Here is a 15,004-nt window from a genome sequence, read left to right as displayed (position 1 = left end):
CGGTGGGCGCTGTATATTGTCGCTTATTCGGATTGGCAAGCGATAAAATGAAATCGGGCCGATTTTTTTATCGGCCCGGAAAAGTCAGCAAAATCAAACTTCGTCTTCGTCGGAGCCGACGCCGATCAGGCCGGTCATGTCGTCTTCGTCCTCATCCTCGTCCTGTTCGAGGAAGGTGTCGTCGTCATCGTCGCCGATATCCACGTCGTCGTCGCCGAGATCCGGAATTTCCTCGGAGCCGGCTGCTTCGTCGTCGGCTTCCTCGAGCGAGACGAGTTCGACTTCCGTGGTTTCGGTGTCGACTTCCGCCACATCCTCTTCCTCGTCCTTCTCCAGAACCTTGGCGACGGAATGCTCTTCGAAGAAGGAGAGCGGGTAGGACTTGCCGGTATAGGGCGACACGACCGGATCGCGGTTCAGGTCGTAAAATTTCTTGCCCGTTTCCGGGTCGATGCGCTTGGTTCCGAGTTCGGGTTTTGCCACGTCTAGACCTCTTGAGTGGTAAGCTTGAAAAGAAGCCGTCCGAAATGCCGGAAACGGCGGGCGCCACGAACGGCGATGGTCATTTTCAGGGATCACGCCCTTATCTTTGTTGGGCGCGTCTGTCAAAGCCTAATCGCCCCGCGAATCAGCGGCGCGCCTCGATTATGGTCGAAAGTCAGGGGCCGCCGATACGGCTTTCTCCGGTCTCCGGCGTCTATGGCCTATCGTCGGGCGTCGCAGCTCTTGCCGATGCCGACGCCTCGGAGGATAAGGATGGACGCCATACCGAGAAAGGCCGATCATGTACACGTTCTTCTTCACGCCCGGCACCTGCGCGCTGGCCGTCCGAATCGTCCTCGAAGAAATCGGGGCGCCCCATGAACTGGTCCGTGTGGATTTCTCCACGCAACAGCAGACCTCGCCCGACTATCTCGCGGTCAATCCCAAGGGGCGGGTGCCTGCGCTCGTCACGGATCGCGGCGTGCTCACCGAGACCGCGGCGTTGCTGCCCTATCTCGCACAGGCATTTCCCGAGGCGGGGCTGGCGCCGCTCGACGATCCCTTCGCCTTCGCCGAGATGCAGGCGTTCAATGCCTACCTCGCCTCGACCGTGCATGTCGCACACGCCCATGGCAGGAGAGGCGCGCGCTGGGCGTCGGAACCGTCCTCGCTGGAGGACATGAAGCGCAAGGTGCCGGAAACCATGGCGGCCTGCATGACGCTGATCGAGCGCGATTTGTTTCGCGGCCCTTGCGTAATGGGACAAGCCTATAGCGTGGCGGACGCCTATCTCTTCACCGTCGCGACCTGGCTGGAAAGCGACGACGTCGATATCGCAGGCTTCCCGCGCATCGCCGAGCACTACCGCCGAATGGGAGAACGTCCCGCCGTGCGCCGGGCGCTCGCCTGAAGCGAAGTTCGGCCGCGACGAGGTAAAGTTTTGTAAGAGTTTCGCCTTCGCCTTTGACGCGCCCCAAGCCTCTGCCTACATCCCATCCAAGACACAATGCGCGTTTCGTCCCGAACTATCCGGTCGCATCCCGGCGATCATGGACGAGCGGACCGGTCGCGCCGGACGCCATGGAGTACCAATACGATGAAGAAATGGGCGGGCTGGCTGACGCTGGCGATCCTGCTGATTGCGGCAGCCGGGGGTATATCTGGCTCAACAGGGCCGAAACCGGCGATCCCCTCGCCAATGTCATCACCGCCAAGGTCACCCGGGGCGACATCGAAGTCGCGGTCCTGGCGACCGGCGCGGTGCGGCCGGCAAGGCTCGTGGCGGTGGGCGCGCAGGCGTCGGGCCGTATCACCGATCTGCATGTGACGCTCGGCCAGAAAGTCTCGGAAGGCGATCTGGTCGCCGAAATCGACAGTCTCACCCAGCAGAACGCATTGAAGACGGCGGAGGCCGCGCTCGCCAATGTGCGGGCGCAACGCACCGAAAAGCAGGCCACGCTCACTTACGCCGAATCGGCGCTCGAGAGATCGCGACAGGGGCTGGCCAGCCGCGCCACCTCGCAAGACGCATTCGAGAACGCCCAGACGGCGGTGTCTACGGCGCGGGCGCAGATCGCCGCCCTCGATGCGCAGATCGCCGAGGCGCAAGTGGCGGTCGCCAGCGCAAGGGTGGATCTGGGTTACACCCGCGTCACCGCGCCGATGGATGGAACCGTCCTGCTGGTCGTGGCGCAACAGGGGCAGACGGTCAACGCCGCCCAGACCGCGCCGACCATCGTCGTCCTCGGCCAGATCGACCGGATGCTGATCCAGGCCGAGATCTCGGAAGCCGATGTCGTCAATGTGAAGCCGGGCCAGGACGTCTATTTCACCGTGCTCGGCGACGGCGCGCGTCGCTGGGAAGCCAAGCTCGATTCTATCGACCCGGCGCCGGACAGCCTGCGCTCGGATTCGGAGATCTCGACCTCCAGTTCCTCCAGCAGCGTCGGCAGTTCGTCGTCGACGTCGGAGGCCATCTATTATTTCGGCCGCTTCACGGTTCCCAACACGGACGGCGTTCTCAAGACCTATATGACGGCGCAGGTGCATATCGTGCTCGGGCGCGCCGAAAATGTGATCCTGGCGCCGGCCTCGGCGATCCAGCCGCCGGCAAAACCCGGAGGCAAGAGCCGTGTCGAGGTGGTCGGGCCGAACAAGACGATCGCATTCCGCGAGGTGGAGACCGGCCTGAGCGACAAGCTGCGCACGGAAATCAAGTCAGGGCTGGAAGAAGGCGACGTGATCGTGACCAGCCGAGGCTCGACGACGGCTGCGACGGACGGCGTCGGCCGGCCTCCGATGAGGCTCTGACCATGACCGACCCGCTCATTTCCCTGACCAAGGTCCGCCGCGAATTCCCGCAGGCGAAGATGTGATCACGGTGCTCAAAGATGTCGATCTCGATATCGCGGCCGGCGAATTCGTGGCGATCATCGGACCCTCGGGATCGGGCAAATCGACGCTGATGAACATTCTCGGCTGCCTAGACCGGCCGAGCGGCGGCGGCTACCGCATCGGCGGCAGGCTCACCTCGGATCTCGATCCGGACGAACTCGCCCAGCTTCGACGCGAGCATTTCGGTTTCATCTTCCAGCGCTATCACCTGCTCGGCGAACTCTCGGCCCTGTCCAACGCCGAGATCCCGGCGATCTATTCCGGCATGTCGGCGTCCGAGCGGCGCAGCCGCGCCAGGGCGATGCTGGAACGGCTGGGAATGGGCGAGCGCCTGAGCCACCGTCCGGGCCAGCTGTCGGGCGGCCAGCAACAGCGGGTCTCGATCGCGCGCGCTCTCATCAATGGCGCCGACGTGATCCTCGCCGACGAACCGACCGGCGCGCTCGACACCAGGACCGGCGAGGAGATGCTGAAGATCCTCGAAGAACTGAACGCCGAGGGCCACACGGTGATCATCGTCACGCATGACATGGCCGTGGCCCGACGCGCTCATCGCGTGGTGGAAATTTCCGATGGACGGATCGTTTCGGATCGCCGGACGGAAGAGGCGGATGCGGCCGAGGCGGTGTCCGATGGAGATTCCCGACGAAAAGTTTCGGCGGGAAACGCCGTCATGGCCGGGTTGGATCGGTTCGGCGAAGCCTTCCGCATGGCCCTGATCGCGATGAACGCGCATCGTCTGCGCACGTTTCTCACCATGCTCGGCATCATCATCGGCATCGCGTCCGTCGTCAGCGTGGTGGCGATCGGCGCGGGCTCGCAACAATTGGTGCTGCAGGAAATATCGCGTCTCGGCGCCAATACGCTGGAGATTTTTCCCGGCAAGAATTTCGGCGACGTGCGCTCCGAAAAGGTTCAGACTCTCACCCTCGCCGATGCGGAGGCGCTGGCGACCCAGCCTTACGCAGCCGGCGTCACACCCACGGTCACCAAAAGTCTCACCCTGCGGCGTGGATCGCAGGAAGCCTCGGCGCTGGTCAACGGCGTCGGCCCCGGCTTTTTCGGCGTCCGCAACGCCGCGCTCGCGTCGGGCCGATTTTTCGATGTTGCGAGCGTGAACGCCCGCGCCCAGGACGTGGTCATCGACGACAACACCCGAAAGACGCTGTTTCCGGATGAGGACGCGGTCGGGCAGATCCTGCTCGTGGGCGCGGTGCCCTGCCGCATCATCGGCATCATCGAACCGCAGGAACAAAGCTTCGGCGGGTCGGGCAATCTCAATGTGTATCTGCCCTTCACCACGGTTCAGGCGCGGCTGACGGGGAGACGAGCCTTCGCTCGATTCTCCTCAAAGTGTCCGACGACGCCAGCACCACGCTCGCCGAACAGGCGGCGACGGAATTTCTATTGGCGCGCCACGGAACCAAGGACTTCTTCATCTTCAACACCGACCAGATCCGCCAGACGATCACGGCCACGGCGGAGACGCTGACCTTGCTGGTGGCGGCCATCGCGGTGATCTCGCTGGTGGTCGGCGGCATCGGCGTCATGAACATCATGCTGGTGTCGGTGTCGGAACGGGTGCAGGAAATCGGGGTGCGGATGGCGGTCGGCGCGCGGCGCTCCGATATCCTGCAGCAATTTCTGACGGAAGCCGTGCTGGTCTGTTTCGTCGGCGGATTTCTCGGGGTGGCGACGGCCTTCGGGCTCGGCGGACTGGTCTCGCTGCTCACCGACAAATTCGCGTTCATCTACTCGACGCCGTCGATCATCGGCGCTTTCGTGGTGTCCACGCTGATCGGAATCCTGTTCGGTTTCCTTCCGGCGCGCAACGCGTCGCGGCTCGATCCGGTGGTCGCCCTCAGTCGGGCGTGACGCGTCCGTAGCCGCGACAAACGATGCGTCGCCCCGGCATTTTTGCGCCTGCGCTTGGCAAGGCCCATGTCTCTGCCTATGAAAACACCCGCGTGAGTGCGACAGTTTCATGATTCTTGCCACGATCAGGGTTTGGGAATGCCGACAATAGCCATCGATGGCCCCGCAGCTGCTGGAAAGGGAACGCTGTCCCGGAAAATCGCGGACGCCTATGGCTTTCATCATCTCGATACGGGCTTGACCTATCGCGCCGTGGCCAAGTCCATGCTGGATCAGGGGCTGCCGCTCGACAGCGAGGCGCAGGCGGCGGATGCCGCGCGACGGCTGGATCTGTCCAGCCTCGACCGGACCGTACTGTCGCAGCATGCGATCGGCGAAGCCGCCTCCCGCATTGCGGTGATGCCGGACATGCGTCGCGAACTCGTCGAGGCGCAGCGCCGTTTCGCCCGTCGCGAGCCCGGCGCGGTGCTCGATGGACGCGATATCGGCACTGTGGTCTGCCCCGATGCCGATGTGAAGCTCTATGTGACGGCGTCTCCCGAGGTTCGCGCCCAGCGTCGCCTGGATGAAATCCACGCCAATGGCGGCTCGGGCGATTTCGACACCGTACTCGCCGACCTCGTCAGGCGCGATGCGCGCGACATGGGCCGCGCCGACAGTCCGTTGAAACCAGCGGCTGATGCGCACTTGATTGATACGTCCGAAATGGGTATAGAGGCGGCGTTTCAGGCAGCGAAAGCGATTATCGACGAGCGCTTGAAATAGGTTTTCCTGTATTCCGCGCGCCGGATCTGCCCCGTTTTTGAGGGCCGGACTATGGGGAAGGCCTGTGTTTAACCACTAACCCCGGCGCTTTCGGCGACTTCTGGACAAGACGTCGCCCGTTTGGAGAACCAATGTCCGCAGCTAACTCCCTGAAGGAGGACTTCGCGTCCCTCCTCGAAGAATCCTTTTCCAAGGTCGACCTCGCCGAAGGCTATGTGACCAAGGGCATCATTACCGGCATCGAGAAGGACGTCGCCATCGTTGACGTCGGCCTCAAGGTCGAAGGCCGCATCGCGCTCAAGGAATTCGGCGCCCGCGCCAAGGACGGCACGCTGAAGGTCGGCGACGAAGTCGAAGTTTACGTCGATCGCATCGAAAACGCCATGGGCGAGGCTGTCCTGTCGCGCGAGAAGGCTCGCCGCGAGGAAAGCTGGACCAAGCTGGAAGTCAAGTTCAACGCCGGCGAACGCGTCGAAGGCGTGATCTTCAACCAGGTCAAGGGCGGCTTCACCGTCGATCTCGACGGCGCCATCGCCTTCCTGCCGCGTTCGCAGGTCGACATCCGTCCGATCCGCGACGTCACCCCGCTGATGCATGTTCCGCAGCCCTTCGAAATCCTCAAGATGGACAAGCGTCGCGGCAACATCGTCGTGTCGCGCCGCACGGTTCTCGAAGAGTCCCGCGCCGAGCAGCGTTCTGAAATCGTCCAGAACCTCGAAGAAGGCCAGGTTGTCGAGGGTGTCGTCAAGAACATCACCGATTACGGCGCATTCGTGGATCTCGGCGGCATCGACGGCCTGCTGCACGTCACCGACATGGCATGGCGTCGCGTCAACCATCCGTCGGAAATCCTGTCCATCGGCCAGCAGGTCAAGGTTCAGATCATCCGCATCAACCAGGAAACCCATCGCATCTCGCTCGGCATGAAGCAGCTCGAGTCCGATCCCTGGGGCGATATCGGCGCGAAGTACCCGGTCGGCAAGAAGATCACCGGCACTGTCACCAACATCACCGACTACGGCGCGTTCGTGGAACTGGAGCCGGGCATCGAAGGCCTCATCCACATCTCCGAAATGTCCTGGACCAAGAAGAACGTCCATCCCGGCAAGATCCTGTCCACCACGCAGGAAGTCGACGTCGTGGTTCTGGAAGTCGATCCGTCCAAGCGCCGCATCTCGCTCGGCCTCAAGCAGACGCTCGAGAATCCGTGGGCTGCATTCGCCAACGCTCATCCGGCTGGCGCAGTCGTTGAAGGCGAAGTCAAGAACAAGACCGAATTCGGTCTGTTCATCGGCCTCGACGGCGACGTGGACGGCATGGTGCACCTCTCCGACCTCGACTGGAACCGTCCGGGCGAACAGGTCATCGAAGAGTTCAACAAGGGCGACGTCGTCAAGGCCGTCGTTCTCGATGTGGACGTCGACAAGGAGCGCATCTCGCTCGGCATCAAGCAGCTCGGCCGCGACGCTGTCGGCGAAGCCGCGACTTCCGGCGATCTGCGCAAGAACGCCGTCGTCTCGTGCGAAGTCCTCGCCATCAACGATGGCGGCATCGAAGTGAAGCTGGTCAACCACGAAGAGCTGGTGTCGTTCATCCGCCGCGCCGACCTGTCGCGCGACCGTGACGAACAGCGCCCCGAGCGCTTCCAGGTCGGTCAAGTTGTCGACGCACGCGTCACCAACTTCTCCAAGAAGGACCGCAAGGTTCAGCTGTCGATCAAGGCTCTCGAGATCGCTGAAGAGAAGGAAGCCGTCGCTCAGTTCGGCTCGTCCGACTCCGGCGCGTCGCTCGGCGACATTCTCGGCGCGGCTCTGAAGAACCGCGGCGGCGAATAAGCTCTGCTGATCTGAGACATGCGAACCCCGCCGGCTTTCCGCCGGCGGGGTTTTCTTTTTTGGAGATTTTCAGGTCTCGCGTCAGAAACCGGCGAGGCGCTGATAATAGGCGAAGGCGCGATCGGCTTCGGTCGAATCCCGATTGACCGTCAGTTCCTGCGACGGCTCCGCCTCAGGCTGCAGGAGACGATCGACGCCTTCGCGCGCCAGGCGCTCGCGACGCTCGTCCGGCGTCTCCGGATTCTGGTCGGCGTCTTCGTCGCTCGACTCGTCTTCCCGATGTCGCCCTTCGCCGTCTTCGGCCTTGCGGGCTTCGAACGCATCCTTGCCGGGCGGCGTCGTCACATATCCGAACGGCACGCCGAACTGCGACGCGGCGGCTGCCCGTTGCGTCGCCTCCGGCTGTGATGTCGTGGTCGAGGTTGGCAGCAGTGTGGAGGAAATTACGTCACGTGAGCGCGCCGATCGTTCGGCCGCAGGTTCGAGCGCTTCGCCCGATTCCGTCATGGCCGTCGTCTCCCTGAGTTCGGCTTGGCTTCGGCCCCTTAGGACGTTCGGCAAATCCGGGAGGGCGGGCGACCGATCCTCCAATGCCGCAGGCGCAGACGTCAGCATCCGAAAGAGCCTCCGCTGCAGGTCATTGTCCTCGACTTTTTCTCCGAATTCCGTCTGCGGATCGAGGGGAGGAATGTCGGGCAGCGCGAGGCGCTCGCCCGCACGGGGCGCGTCTTTCATGGGCGTGACGCTCCCGGTCTTTGCTTGTGCCTCGGCGATGTCCGCCCGCGCTGGGGAGGCCTGCTGGAGTTCCGGAGATATGGACGACGGCTTGGCTTGAAGCGTCGGCCGCTCTTTATCTACGGGACTTTGTCGTGTTTCGACGGGCGCTGTCTTCGACTCGGCTTCCGGCGTTGCGGGGAGGGCGATCGGCGTGCTCTGCGGGGCGGCTTCGGTTTTGTTGCTCCGCGCCGGCGCGCCTGTGACTGTAACCTTTTCTTCAGACGCGTCAGGGAGGGGGATCTCCGGACCGGCGACGGATGGGCCCTCTGGGCCGCTCGCCGCCGGTCCCGCGCCCCTTCGCGCAACCGTGTTGGGTCTCGCCACATCATGGGCCGGCGCCGTCCTCGGCGCGTCGCGCTCGAAGCCGGCCGCATCCGGCGCAAACAGCGTCCTGAATTGCGTCTGCGACGCGTTGTCGGCTTCGCCGTCTCCGGTCTTCGGCGCGGCGTTCTGAAACAGCAGGTTTCCGGTGTCTGTCGACAGGCGATTGCGCTCGCTCATGGCGACCGTTTCGGCGCTGCGGGCCGGGGTGGAACCGGTCTGGAGGTAGGAATCGGTTATGCCGGCGGCAGCCGTCTTCTGCGGCGCCGCCATCGGCGCTTCCGCCTTGGCCGTCAGGCGCGCCGCGACCGGGCCGGAAGGGTCCCTCAGCGCAGGGGCGAGGTCGGAAAGCGGGATCTGCAAAGGTTTTAGACCAGCCCGGGTTTCAATCTTTCCCTGCTCGGCCGAAGGTTTGCGTTCGATCGCCGCGGCCAGCCGAACGAAGAATGCTTCCAGCAATTCGTCCGGAAGGCGCTCGACACCCATTCGCGCCGCGACGGCCGCGGCGAGGGTCTGCAATACGGTTTGATTGAGCGCGGTCGCGGTTTCGGTCTTGACGTTCGCCAGAAGAGCTTCGGGTTCGAGGCCGATTATCGGCTGTGCGATTTGGATGGGCGTCGGGCCTTCGGCGAGCGGCTGCGCGCCCGAGAAAGCCGGCGACATGCGCTGGTCCGAGTTGTTGGTCTTCAAACTGGCAGTGGGCGTCACGCCCGAACTGAAAGGCGTCAGCATCACATTGCTCCCGATGGAGAGGAAGGGGAACATGGGGTGGGACATTAGGGCGGCTCATGTCGCCCCCGGCTATCCCTCCTGCTGACTAGCGGCGGCGCAGTTGCATCGCGCCTGGGTAAGCCTATATCTGTCGGACAGACTAGCAAACTATGCTTAATGGAATGCTAACGCCATGTCCGTTCGTCCGCCACAATCGCTCGCCCCCTCCCGTCAGGGAGAAACCGCTCTCGGCCTGTTGGAATATGAGTTGATGTCGGAGCGCGCCGACAGCCTGGGACGGGCGGGGCTCAAGGTGGAAGCATTGCTGGCGCGCCTGGGCCACGCGGACGGCGCTGAACGCGAAAAACTCCTCTACGACGCGGCCGAGGCGGTGCAGGCGCTGTTCATCCAGCGCGAAGTCTGCGGATTGCGCAATGGTCGCGACATCATCGCGCGTTACGCCATACCGGGCGAGGTGATCGCCCGGCTCGGCGTCAAGCGTCCGGCGGCTAATAGCTGAGTTCGATCCAGGCGTTTTCGCCGGCGGCGGGAATCCGCCCCGCCAGCATTTCTTCGTTGAACCGGGCGACCACGCTCTCTCCCGGCGAGCCCGCGACACGGGCTTTCCATACATGCGGCACCGGCTCGCTCTTGTCGATTTCGGCAAAAGCCGCGCCGTTGGCGGTGGCGGCGTCATCCGGTCCGAAGTAGCCGCGTGGCCGCATCACTCCAATGCCGGGACCGTCGCCGCCCTCTGCGGGATAGAGCCTGATGTTGACGACGTCGGATGAACGCGGGAAAGCGGAGCGATAGATCCGGTGGACCGGCAGACCCGGCGCGCGGATGACGAATTCATAGGTCTGGCCCGGCTTGGCCGTAAACGGACCCCAGCGGCCATCCTCGCCGACGGAAGCCTCATAGACGGCTTCGCCTCGCTCGGCTCCGGTCGCCTTGTCCGTCTCGAAGATCGCGACCCGCGCTCCAACGAGCGGCAGATTGGTCGGCGCCGCATTGTCGAAACCCGAAACCACGCCTGAAAGCACCGGCGCGTTCTCCGGCGCGATCGCGGTGGTTTCCGGCTCCGCGCCGGTGATGGCCTTATACATGATGGCGAAGGCCTCGGGCGAATAGCCGGTCTCCCGATGATCCGCGCCGGCGATCACTTTGTTGCTCGCCCTCGAGCTCGGGCGAATCGAAATTCGCTCCCGTCGGCTTGCCGGGCTTGCCGATGAATTTGCCGTCCGGCTGGGAATAAAGATCGAACCTGTCGGATCTGATGATGGTGACCGGGACGCCGTCGGGGATCACCGGCGGTTCGTTCAGGGCCTTCAGGAAGGCGCCGGCGCCGTTGTATTCGGAGCCCTGCGCGAAGTCCGGCGCAACGAACACGCCGCGGTGCACGCAGCCGGTAAGGATCATGGCGGCGACCTTGTCCGCGCCGCCGAAGTTCTTCACGAAGTTCCGGGAGGTCTGGCAGCCGCGCGAATTGGCGATCAACACCACCTTGCCGGCTTTGCTTCTCGCGAGCGCCTCGTCGACCGTGGCCGCCACGGCGCGCGCCGCATCTTCCGTGGAGGACCGGTTCTGCTCCGCCTTTCCGTCATCTCCGCGCGCCGAAGGATGGGGGATGTCGACGGGGAAAAGCCGGTCGCGTGGATAGCCGTTGCTCTCGAAACGCCACATCTGGACCATCCAGAGGCCGGCCGTGTCGCTGTCGCCGTGAACGAACACGACAGGAGGATAATCGTTGGACTGGGATGACATGGGAAAGCCGGAGAGCGTAAGAACAGCCGCAAGCATTTGAAAAGATTTCGAAAACATATCGACCTCCCTGATATGGAGCGTCGACTATAGCCTGTTCGCGGCGTTTCACCCAAGAAATGTCGATCGCGGCGGACTGATTGACCAAGGACGCCGCCTGATCTCAACTATGCGCGAAAATGTCGGTCTCCTCCCAACCGAGCAGATCGAGCTTGGCGCGGGTCGGCAAAAATTGAAAGCAGGCCTCGGCATGCGCCATGCGGCCGTCCCGCTCCAGACGCGCCGTCAGCTTGTCGCGGAGCGCATGCAGATGCAGCACGTCGGAGGCCGCATAGTCCAGCTGCGCCTGCGACAGCGTTTCCGCCGCCCAATCCGATTGCTGTTGCACCTTGGAGACGTCTATCTCCAGCATTTCCTTGAGATTGTCTTTAAGGCCATGCCGGTCGGTATAGGTGCGGCAGAGCCGCGAGGCGATTTTGGTGCAGAAAACGGGGGACGTCGTCACGCCGAAGGTATGAAACAGCACGGCGATGTCGAAGCGGCCGAAATGAAAGATCTTCTGTCGCGCGGGATCGGCCAGCATGGCCACGAGATTCGGCGCTTCGGTCTGGCCTGCGGCGATCTGGATCACGTCGGCGCTGCCGTCGCCGGAAGAGAGCTGCACAACGCAGAGCCGGTCGCGGCGCGGCACGAGACCGAGCGTTTCCGTGTCGATGGCGATCGCGCCGGCATAGCGTGCGGCGGCCTCGGTGGAAATGTCGCCTTTGTGCAGGCGGATGTCGGCGGACATGGCGGCTCCAGTTTTCTGTGTCATCATTCGGATATATGCGATTGCATGAAGAAACGGAATGCTGCTTCGCGCGGCAGCCTCACCGAAAGGTTATCGATGTTGTTCGAAAGCATATTGGATGGCGGAGCCGGTCGTCATACATAGGACGCGGAAACCGGAGTTCACGCGCATGCGCGCCTTGCTGATTGTCGCTCTTCTGTCCGCCGCGCCGGGACTCGCCATGGCCGGCGACTATCCCTTCACCAACCTGCCCGGAGTCGTCGATCCCGACGACAAGCCGCAGCCGTCGCTCAATTGCACCACGGCGCTCAGGGATGTGCATGACGGCGTCGGCGTCCGGAGCTGGCGCTCCGGCCCGGTCGTCGAGCGGATTTATCGCTGCGAGGAAAACGGCGTGACGGTGGAGTCGCGCGACCCGCCGCGCCTGTACGACTGGAACGTCTATAAAGGCGCGGACGGGATCGTCAGAAGGCCTTGAAGGTCATCGTGGTCAGCGAGCGCGATATGCCGTCGATACCCAGGATGTTGTTGTTGATGAAATGGCCGATGTCCTGCCCGTCCGGGATATAGAGCTTGATCAGCAGGTCGAACTCGCCGCTGGTCGAATAGATCTCCGAGGCGATCTCGCGCTCATAGACGCGGTCGGCGACGTCGTAGGCCTTTCCCGGCTTGCACTGCAATTGGACGAAGACGCAGGTTGTCATGGGTTCCTCTCCGGTCAGAGCGTGTCGCGCATGGGATGCGCCTTGTAGGTGCCGAGCAGCCGGACCTCGGTCGAGAAGAATTTCAGCTCCTCCATCGCCTGCCTGACGTTTTCATCGTCCGGATGGCCTTCGATATCCGCATAAAACTGGGTGGCGATGAACTTGCCGCCGAGTTGATAGCTCTCGAGCTTGGTCATGTTGATGCCGTTGGTCGCAAAACCGCCGAGCGCCTTGTAAAGCGCGGCCGGAATGTTGCGGACATTGAAGATGAAGGTTGTGATGATCTTCTCATCGCGGCTTTCGCGCTGGATCGACCTAGCCTTGTGCGACAGAACCACGAAGCGCGTGACGTTGTTTTCCGCGTCTTCCACATTTTCTTGAATGATGTCTAGGCCGTAAAGGTCGGCGGCCAGGCGCGGCGCGAGCGCGGCCATGGAGCGATCTCCTTCCTCCGAGACCAGCTTGGCGGCGCCCGCGGTGTCACCGGCGACAATAGGCTTCCAGCCGTTCAGGCGCACGATCTTGCGGCATTGGCCCAGCGCGTGGATATGGCTGTGCACGGTGCGGATCTCGTCATGCGTGACGCCCGGCAGCACCATCAGCTGGAAACGGATCGGCATGAAATATTCGCCGACGATATGCAGCCGCGATTCCGGCAGCAGCCGGTGGATATCCGCGACGCGGCCGGCCAGCGTGTTCTCGATCGGGATCATCGCGAGATCGGCGTCGCCGGTTTCCACCGCAATGAAGGCGTCTTCGAATGTCGGGCAGGGAAGCGGGCTCATGTCCGGAAACTGGTCCCGGCAGGCCATGTCGGAATTGGCGCCGTAATCGCCTTGGAACGCGATGCGGTTTGTGGTGGTGATCATGATATGCGCTTCCGCCCAATCTTCTTGCTGTTATTTCGCGGCGAGGATCGCCCGGGCCTTTTCGAGGTCGGCGGGAGTATCGACGCCGAGCGGGGCCGCGTCAACCATTTCGACATCGATGCGCATGCCCGCCTCCAGCGCCCGGAGCTGCTCGAGCGATTCCCTTTTTCGAGAGTCGAAGGCGACAAAGCGACGAATTTTTCGAGCGCGGCGCGGCGATAGGCGTAGAGGCCGATATGGTGATAAAGCGGGCCTGCGCCATGGGGCGCCGTGGCGCGGGTGAAGTAGAGCGCGCGCAGGCGCGTCTCCGACAGCGGCGAGCCAACCACTTTGACCACGTTGGGATTGATCTTTTCTTCTTCGTCCTTGATCTCGACCGTCAGTGTGGCGATGTCGGTTGCCGCATTCGCCAGCGGACGCAAGCTGGCGCGGATCGATTCCGGCTCGATGGTCGGCAGGTCGCCCTGCACATTGACGATGAATTCGGCTTTGCCCTCGGGGTCGGCGTGCCCGAGCGCCTCGAAAATCCGATCCGAGCCCGACTGGTGATCGACCCTGGTCATCACCACGTCGAAGCCCGCGCTTCGCACGGCCTCGAACACGTCGGGATGGTCCACCGCGACCGTTACGCGGCCGACGCCGCTTTCTGTGGCGCGTCGCGCAACCTGTACGATCATCGGCGCCCCGCCAATATCGGCGAGCGGCTTACCCGGCAAGCGCGTGGAGGCCATCCGCGCCGGAATGAGGATGAGAGTGTTTTCATACGCAGGATTCGTCATGCCGGGCCTTCATTTTCCACGAGAATAGTGTCAATTAGTCTCACCGTTGACGGTTGACTACTGTTGCGCATGGGAGCCAAAAGACATAGGTTCCGCGCGATTTCAAGGTGCGCCGGACGGGATCTGGCAACAGGGGAGCTCTGCGAGATGAATTCTTACGTGAATATGGGTATCGGCGCGTTGTTGGGGACTGTTTTCGTGCTGATGTCGGTTTCGATCGCCTCGGAGGGCCTGTTCCATTCGGAAGTGCCGGAAAAGCCGGGTTTTGAGATCGCCGCCGCCGAACCCACCGAAGGCGGAGAGCCGGCCGCCGACGCCGCCCCCGCCATGGTTCCGATTGCCGATCTCATGGCGACCGCCGATGCGGCGCGCGGCGAAGCCTTGTTCAAGAAATGCGCGAGCTGTCATAGCACCGAAAAGGGCGGCGGCAACAAAGTCGGCCCCAACCTCTACGGCGTCGTCGGTCGTCCCATCGCGCATCTCGCCGATTTCAGCTATTCCGGTGCGATGAAGGAGTTTTCGCAGGGCGGCAAGGAAGTCTGGAGCTTCGACCACCTGAACCACTTCCTGCTCGCGCCGAAGAAGTACATCAAGGGCACCGCCATGGGCTTCGCCGGCGACAAGAAGGATCAGGAACGCGCCGACATCATCGCTTTCCTGAACTCCAAGTCCGATGCGCCGCTGCCTGCGCCGGCCAAGTAAGCCGCAGTCGAAGACTGATCTGATTTTCAAGGCCTCGGGTTGTTCCCGGGGCCTTTCCACGTTTCCCACCCACGCTCACATGATGGGGACAAACGGAGTTTTCGAAGGCGGGGAGGCTGGGCGCCGACGATCATCCGGTGGCGTATTATTGTGTTACCGAACGATTGGTGCGCCCTGCGGCTTTCCGCCCGTTTCCGTGCAAGCTGAGAGCGTCGCAGCCCGACGGGTGGTGGATGCG

General features: G+C 63.1%; 14 protein-coding genes and 2 pseudogenes. 8 read left to right on the top strand and 8 right to left on the bottom strand.

The features are described 5' to 3' along the window. Positions 1 to 93 precede the first annotated feature (93 nt). Positions 94 to 483, bottom strand: a complete 390-nt coding sequence (locus H2O14_RS09670; RefSeq protein ID WP_182827482.1) for a TIGR02300 family protein — start codon at positions 481 to 483, stop codon at positions 94 to 96. Positions 484 to 784: 301 nt separating this feature from the next. On the opposite strand from H2O14_RS09670, the gene H2O14_RS09665 reads away from it, so the two are divergent. The 5 genes and pseudogenes from H2O14_RS09665 to rpsA all read left to right on the top strand — a co-directional run bounded on the left by H2O14_RS09665 (position 785) and on the right by rpsA (position 7,352). Beyond that, the gene (locus H2O14_RS09665) at positions 785 to 1,393 is read left to right on the top strand and encodes a glutathione S-transferase family protein (RefSeq protein ID WP_182827481.1); all 609 of its coding nucleotides are present in this window, start codon (positions 785 to 787) and stop codon (positions 1,391 to 1,393) included. A gap of 170 nt (positions 1,394 to 1,563) precedes the next feature. After that, positions 1,564 to 2,793 (top strand): efflux RND transporter periplasmic adaptor subunit, encoded by a 1,230-nt coding sequence (locus H2O14_RS09660; protein ID WP_182827480.1) that lies wholly within the window; start codon positions 1,564 to 1,566, stop codon positions 2,791 to 2,793. A gap of 2 nt (positions 2,794 to 2,795) precedes the next feature. After that, a pseudogene (locus H2O14_RS09655) lies at positions 2,796 to 4,752 on the top strand (MacB family efflux pump subunit). A gap of 138 nt (positions 4,753 to 4,890) precedes the next feature. Beyond that, positions 4,891 to 5,517, top strand: a complete 627-nt coding sequence (gene cmk, locus H2O14_RS09650; RefSeq protein ID WP_182827479.1) for a (d)CMP kinase — start codon at positions 4,891 to 4,893, stop codon at positions 5,515 to 5,517. Positions 5,518 to 5,648: 131 nt separating this feature from the next. After that, on the top strand, positions 5,649 to 7,352 hold the full coding sequence (rpsA, locus tag H2O14_RS09645; protein ID WP_182827478.1) for a 30S ribosomal protein S1: 1,704 nt from the start codon (positions 5,649 to 5,651) through the stop codon (positions 7,350 to 7,352). 81 nt (positions 7,353 to 7,433) lie between these two features. Here the strand turns inward: rpsA and H2O14_RS09640 are convergent, their stop codons facing one another. After that, positions 7,434 to 9,182 (bottom strand): hypothetical protein, encoded by a 1,749-nt coding sequence (locus tag H2O14_RS09640; protein WP_182827477.1) that lies wholly within the window; start codon positions 9,180 to 9,182, stop codon positions 7,434 to 7,436. A gap of 172 nt (positions 9,183 to 9,354) precedes the next feature. On the opposite strand from H2O14_RS09640, the gene H2O14_RS09635 reads away from it, so the two are divergent. Further along, complete coding sequence (locus H2O14_RS09635; protein WP_182827476.1) at positions 9,355 to 9,681, top strand: DUF6665 family protein; 327 nt, start codon at positions 9,355 to 9,357, stop codon at positions 9,679 to 9,681. Here the strand turns inward: H2O14_RS09635 and H2O14_RS09630 are convergent. The 3 genes from H2O14_RS09630 to H2O14_RS09620 form a co-directional block, all read right to left on the bottom strand. Further along, positions 9,671 to 10,324, bottom strand: a complete 654-nt coding sequence (locus H2O14_RS09630) for a hypothetical protein (protein ID WP_182827475.1) — start codon at positions 10,322 to 10,324, stop codon at positions 9,671 to 9,673. The genes H2O14_RS09635 and H2O14_RS09630 overlap by 11 nt on opposite strands. Further along, positions 10,260 to 10,925, bottom strand: coding sequence for a triacylglycerol lipase (locus tag H2O14_RS09625; protein WP_182827474.1), 666 nt, complete (start codon positions 10,923 to 10,925; stop codon positions 10,260 to 10,262). Before H2O14_RS09625 ends, H2O14_RS09630 begins: the two co-directional genes overlap by 65 nt. 160 nt (positions 10,926 to 11,085) lie before the next feature. Then, the gene (locus H2O14_RS09620; RefSeq protein ID WP_182827473.1) at positions 11,086 to 11,712 is read right to left on the bottom strand and encodes a ribonuclease D; all 627 of its coding nucleotides are present in this window, start codon (positions 11,710 to 11,712) and stop codon (positions 11,086 to 11,088) included. Positions 11,713 to 11,881: 169 nt separating this feature from the next. Here H2O14_RS09620 and H2O14_RS09615 point away from each other — a divergent pair, with 169 nt between their 5' ends. Continuing rightward, positions 11,882 to 12,190, top strand: a complete 309-nt coding sequence (locus tag H2O14_RS09615) for a hypothetical protein (protein ID WP_182827472.1) — start codon at positions 11,882 to 11,884, stop codon at positions 12,188 to 12,190. Here the strand turns inward: H2O14_RS09615 and H2O14_RS09610 are convergent. The 3 genes and pseudogenes from H2O14_RS09610 to H2O14_RS09600 all read right to left on the bottom strand — a co-directional run bounded on the left by H2O14_RS09610 (position 12,177) and on the right by H2O14_RS09600 (position 14,064). Beyond that, a complete protein-coding gene (locus tag H2O14_RS09610) occupies positions 12,177 to 12,416 on the bottom strand; it encodes an Lrp/AsnC ligand binding domain-containing protein (protein WP_182827471.1) in 240 nt (79 codons plus the stop codon). The genes H2O14_RS09615 and H2O14_RS09610 overlap by 14 nt on opposite strands. Positions 12,417 to 12,430: 14 nt before the next feature. Continuing rightward, a complete protein-coding gene (locus H2O14_RS09605) occupies positions 12,431 to 13,285 on the bottom strand; it encodes a prephenate dehydratase (protein ID WP_182827470.1) in 855 nt (284 codons plus the stop codon). 30 nt (positions 13,286 to 13,315) lie between these two features. Next, positions 13,316 to 14,064, bottom strand: a pseudogene (locus tag H2O14_RS09600) (3-deoxy-manno-octulosonate cytidylyltransferase). 147 nt (positions 14,065 to 14,211) lie between these two features. Here H2O14_RS09600 and H2O14_RS09595 point away from each other — a divergent pair. Then, the gene (locus tag H2O14_RS09595; protein ID WP_182827469.1) at positions 14,212 to 14,766 is read left to right on the top strand and encodes a c-type cytochrome; all 555 of its coding nucleotides are present in this window, start codon (positions 14,212 to 14,214) and stop codon (positions 14,764 to 14,766) included. Positions 14,767 to 15,004 lie beyond the last annotated feature (238 nt).

Origin of the sequence: Rhizobium sp. G21 (assembly GCF_014158035.1) — a bacterium.
GTDB lineage: Bacteria > Pseudomonadota > Alphaproteobacteria > Rhizobiales > Rhizobiaceae > Rhizobium_E.
The sequence above is the reverse complement of the archived record's forward strand: the minus strand, read 5'-3'. Positions and strand labels throughout refer to the sequence as shown.

Excerpts from the sequence above, each read along its gene's own strand:
- H2O14_RS09665 (WP_182827481.1), top strand. The coding sequence starts at position 785 with ATGTACACGTTCTTCTTCACGCCCGGCACCTGCGCGCTGGCCGTCCGA.
- H2O14_RS09660 (WP_182827480.1), top strand. The coding sequence starts at position 1,564 with ATGGAGTACCAATACGATGAAGAAATGGGCGGGCTGGCTGACGCTGGC.
- cmk (WP_182827479.1), top strand. The coding sequence starts at position 4,891 with ATGCCGACAATAGCCATCGATGGCCCCGCAGCTGCTGGAAAGGGAACG.
- rpsA (WP_182827478.1), top strand. The coding sequence starts at position 5,649 with ATGTCCGCAGCTAACTCCCTGAAGGAGGACTTCGCGTCCCTCCTCGAA.
- H2O14_RS09640 (WP_182827477.1), bottom strand. The coding sequence starts at position 9,182 with ATGCTGACGCCTTTCAGTTCGGGCGTGACGCCCACTGCCAGTTTGAAG.
- H2O14_RS09635 (WP_182827476.1), top strand. The coding sequence starts at position 9,355 with ATGTCCGTTCGTCCGCCACAATCGCTCGCCCCCTCCCGTCAGGGAGAA.
- H2O14_RS09625 (WP_182827474.1), bottom strand. The coding sequence starts at position 10,925 with ATGTCATCCCAGTCCAACGATTATCCTCCTGTCGTGTTCGTTCACGGC.
- H2O14_RS09620 (WP_182827473.1), bottom strand. The coding sequence starts at position 11,712 with ATGTCCGCCGACATCCGCCTGCACAAAGGCGACATTTCCACCGAGGCC.
- H2O14_RS09615 (WP_182827472.1), top strand. The coding sequence starts at position 11,882 with ATGCGCGCCTTGCTGATTGTCGCTCTTCTGTCCGCCGCGCCGGGACTC.
- H2O14_RS09610 (WP_182827471.1), bottom strand. The coding sequence starts at position 12,416 with ATGACAACCTGCGTCTTCGTCCAATTGCAGTGCAAGCCGGGAAAGGCC.
- H2O14_RS09605 (WP_182827470.1), bottom strand. The coding sequence starts at position 13,285 with ATGATCACCACCACAAACCGCATCGCGTTCCAAGGCGATTACGGCGCC.
- H2O14_RS09595 (WP_182827469.1), top strand. The coding sequence starts at position 14,212 with ATGAATTCTTACGTGAATATGGGTATCGGCGCGTTGTTGGGGACTGTT.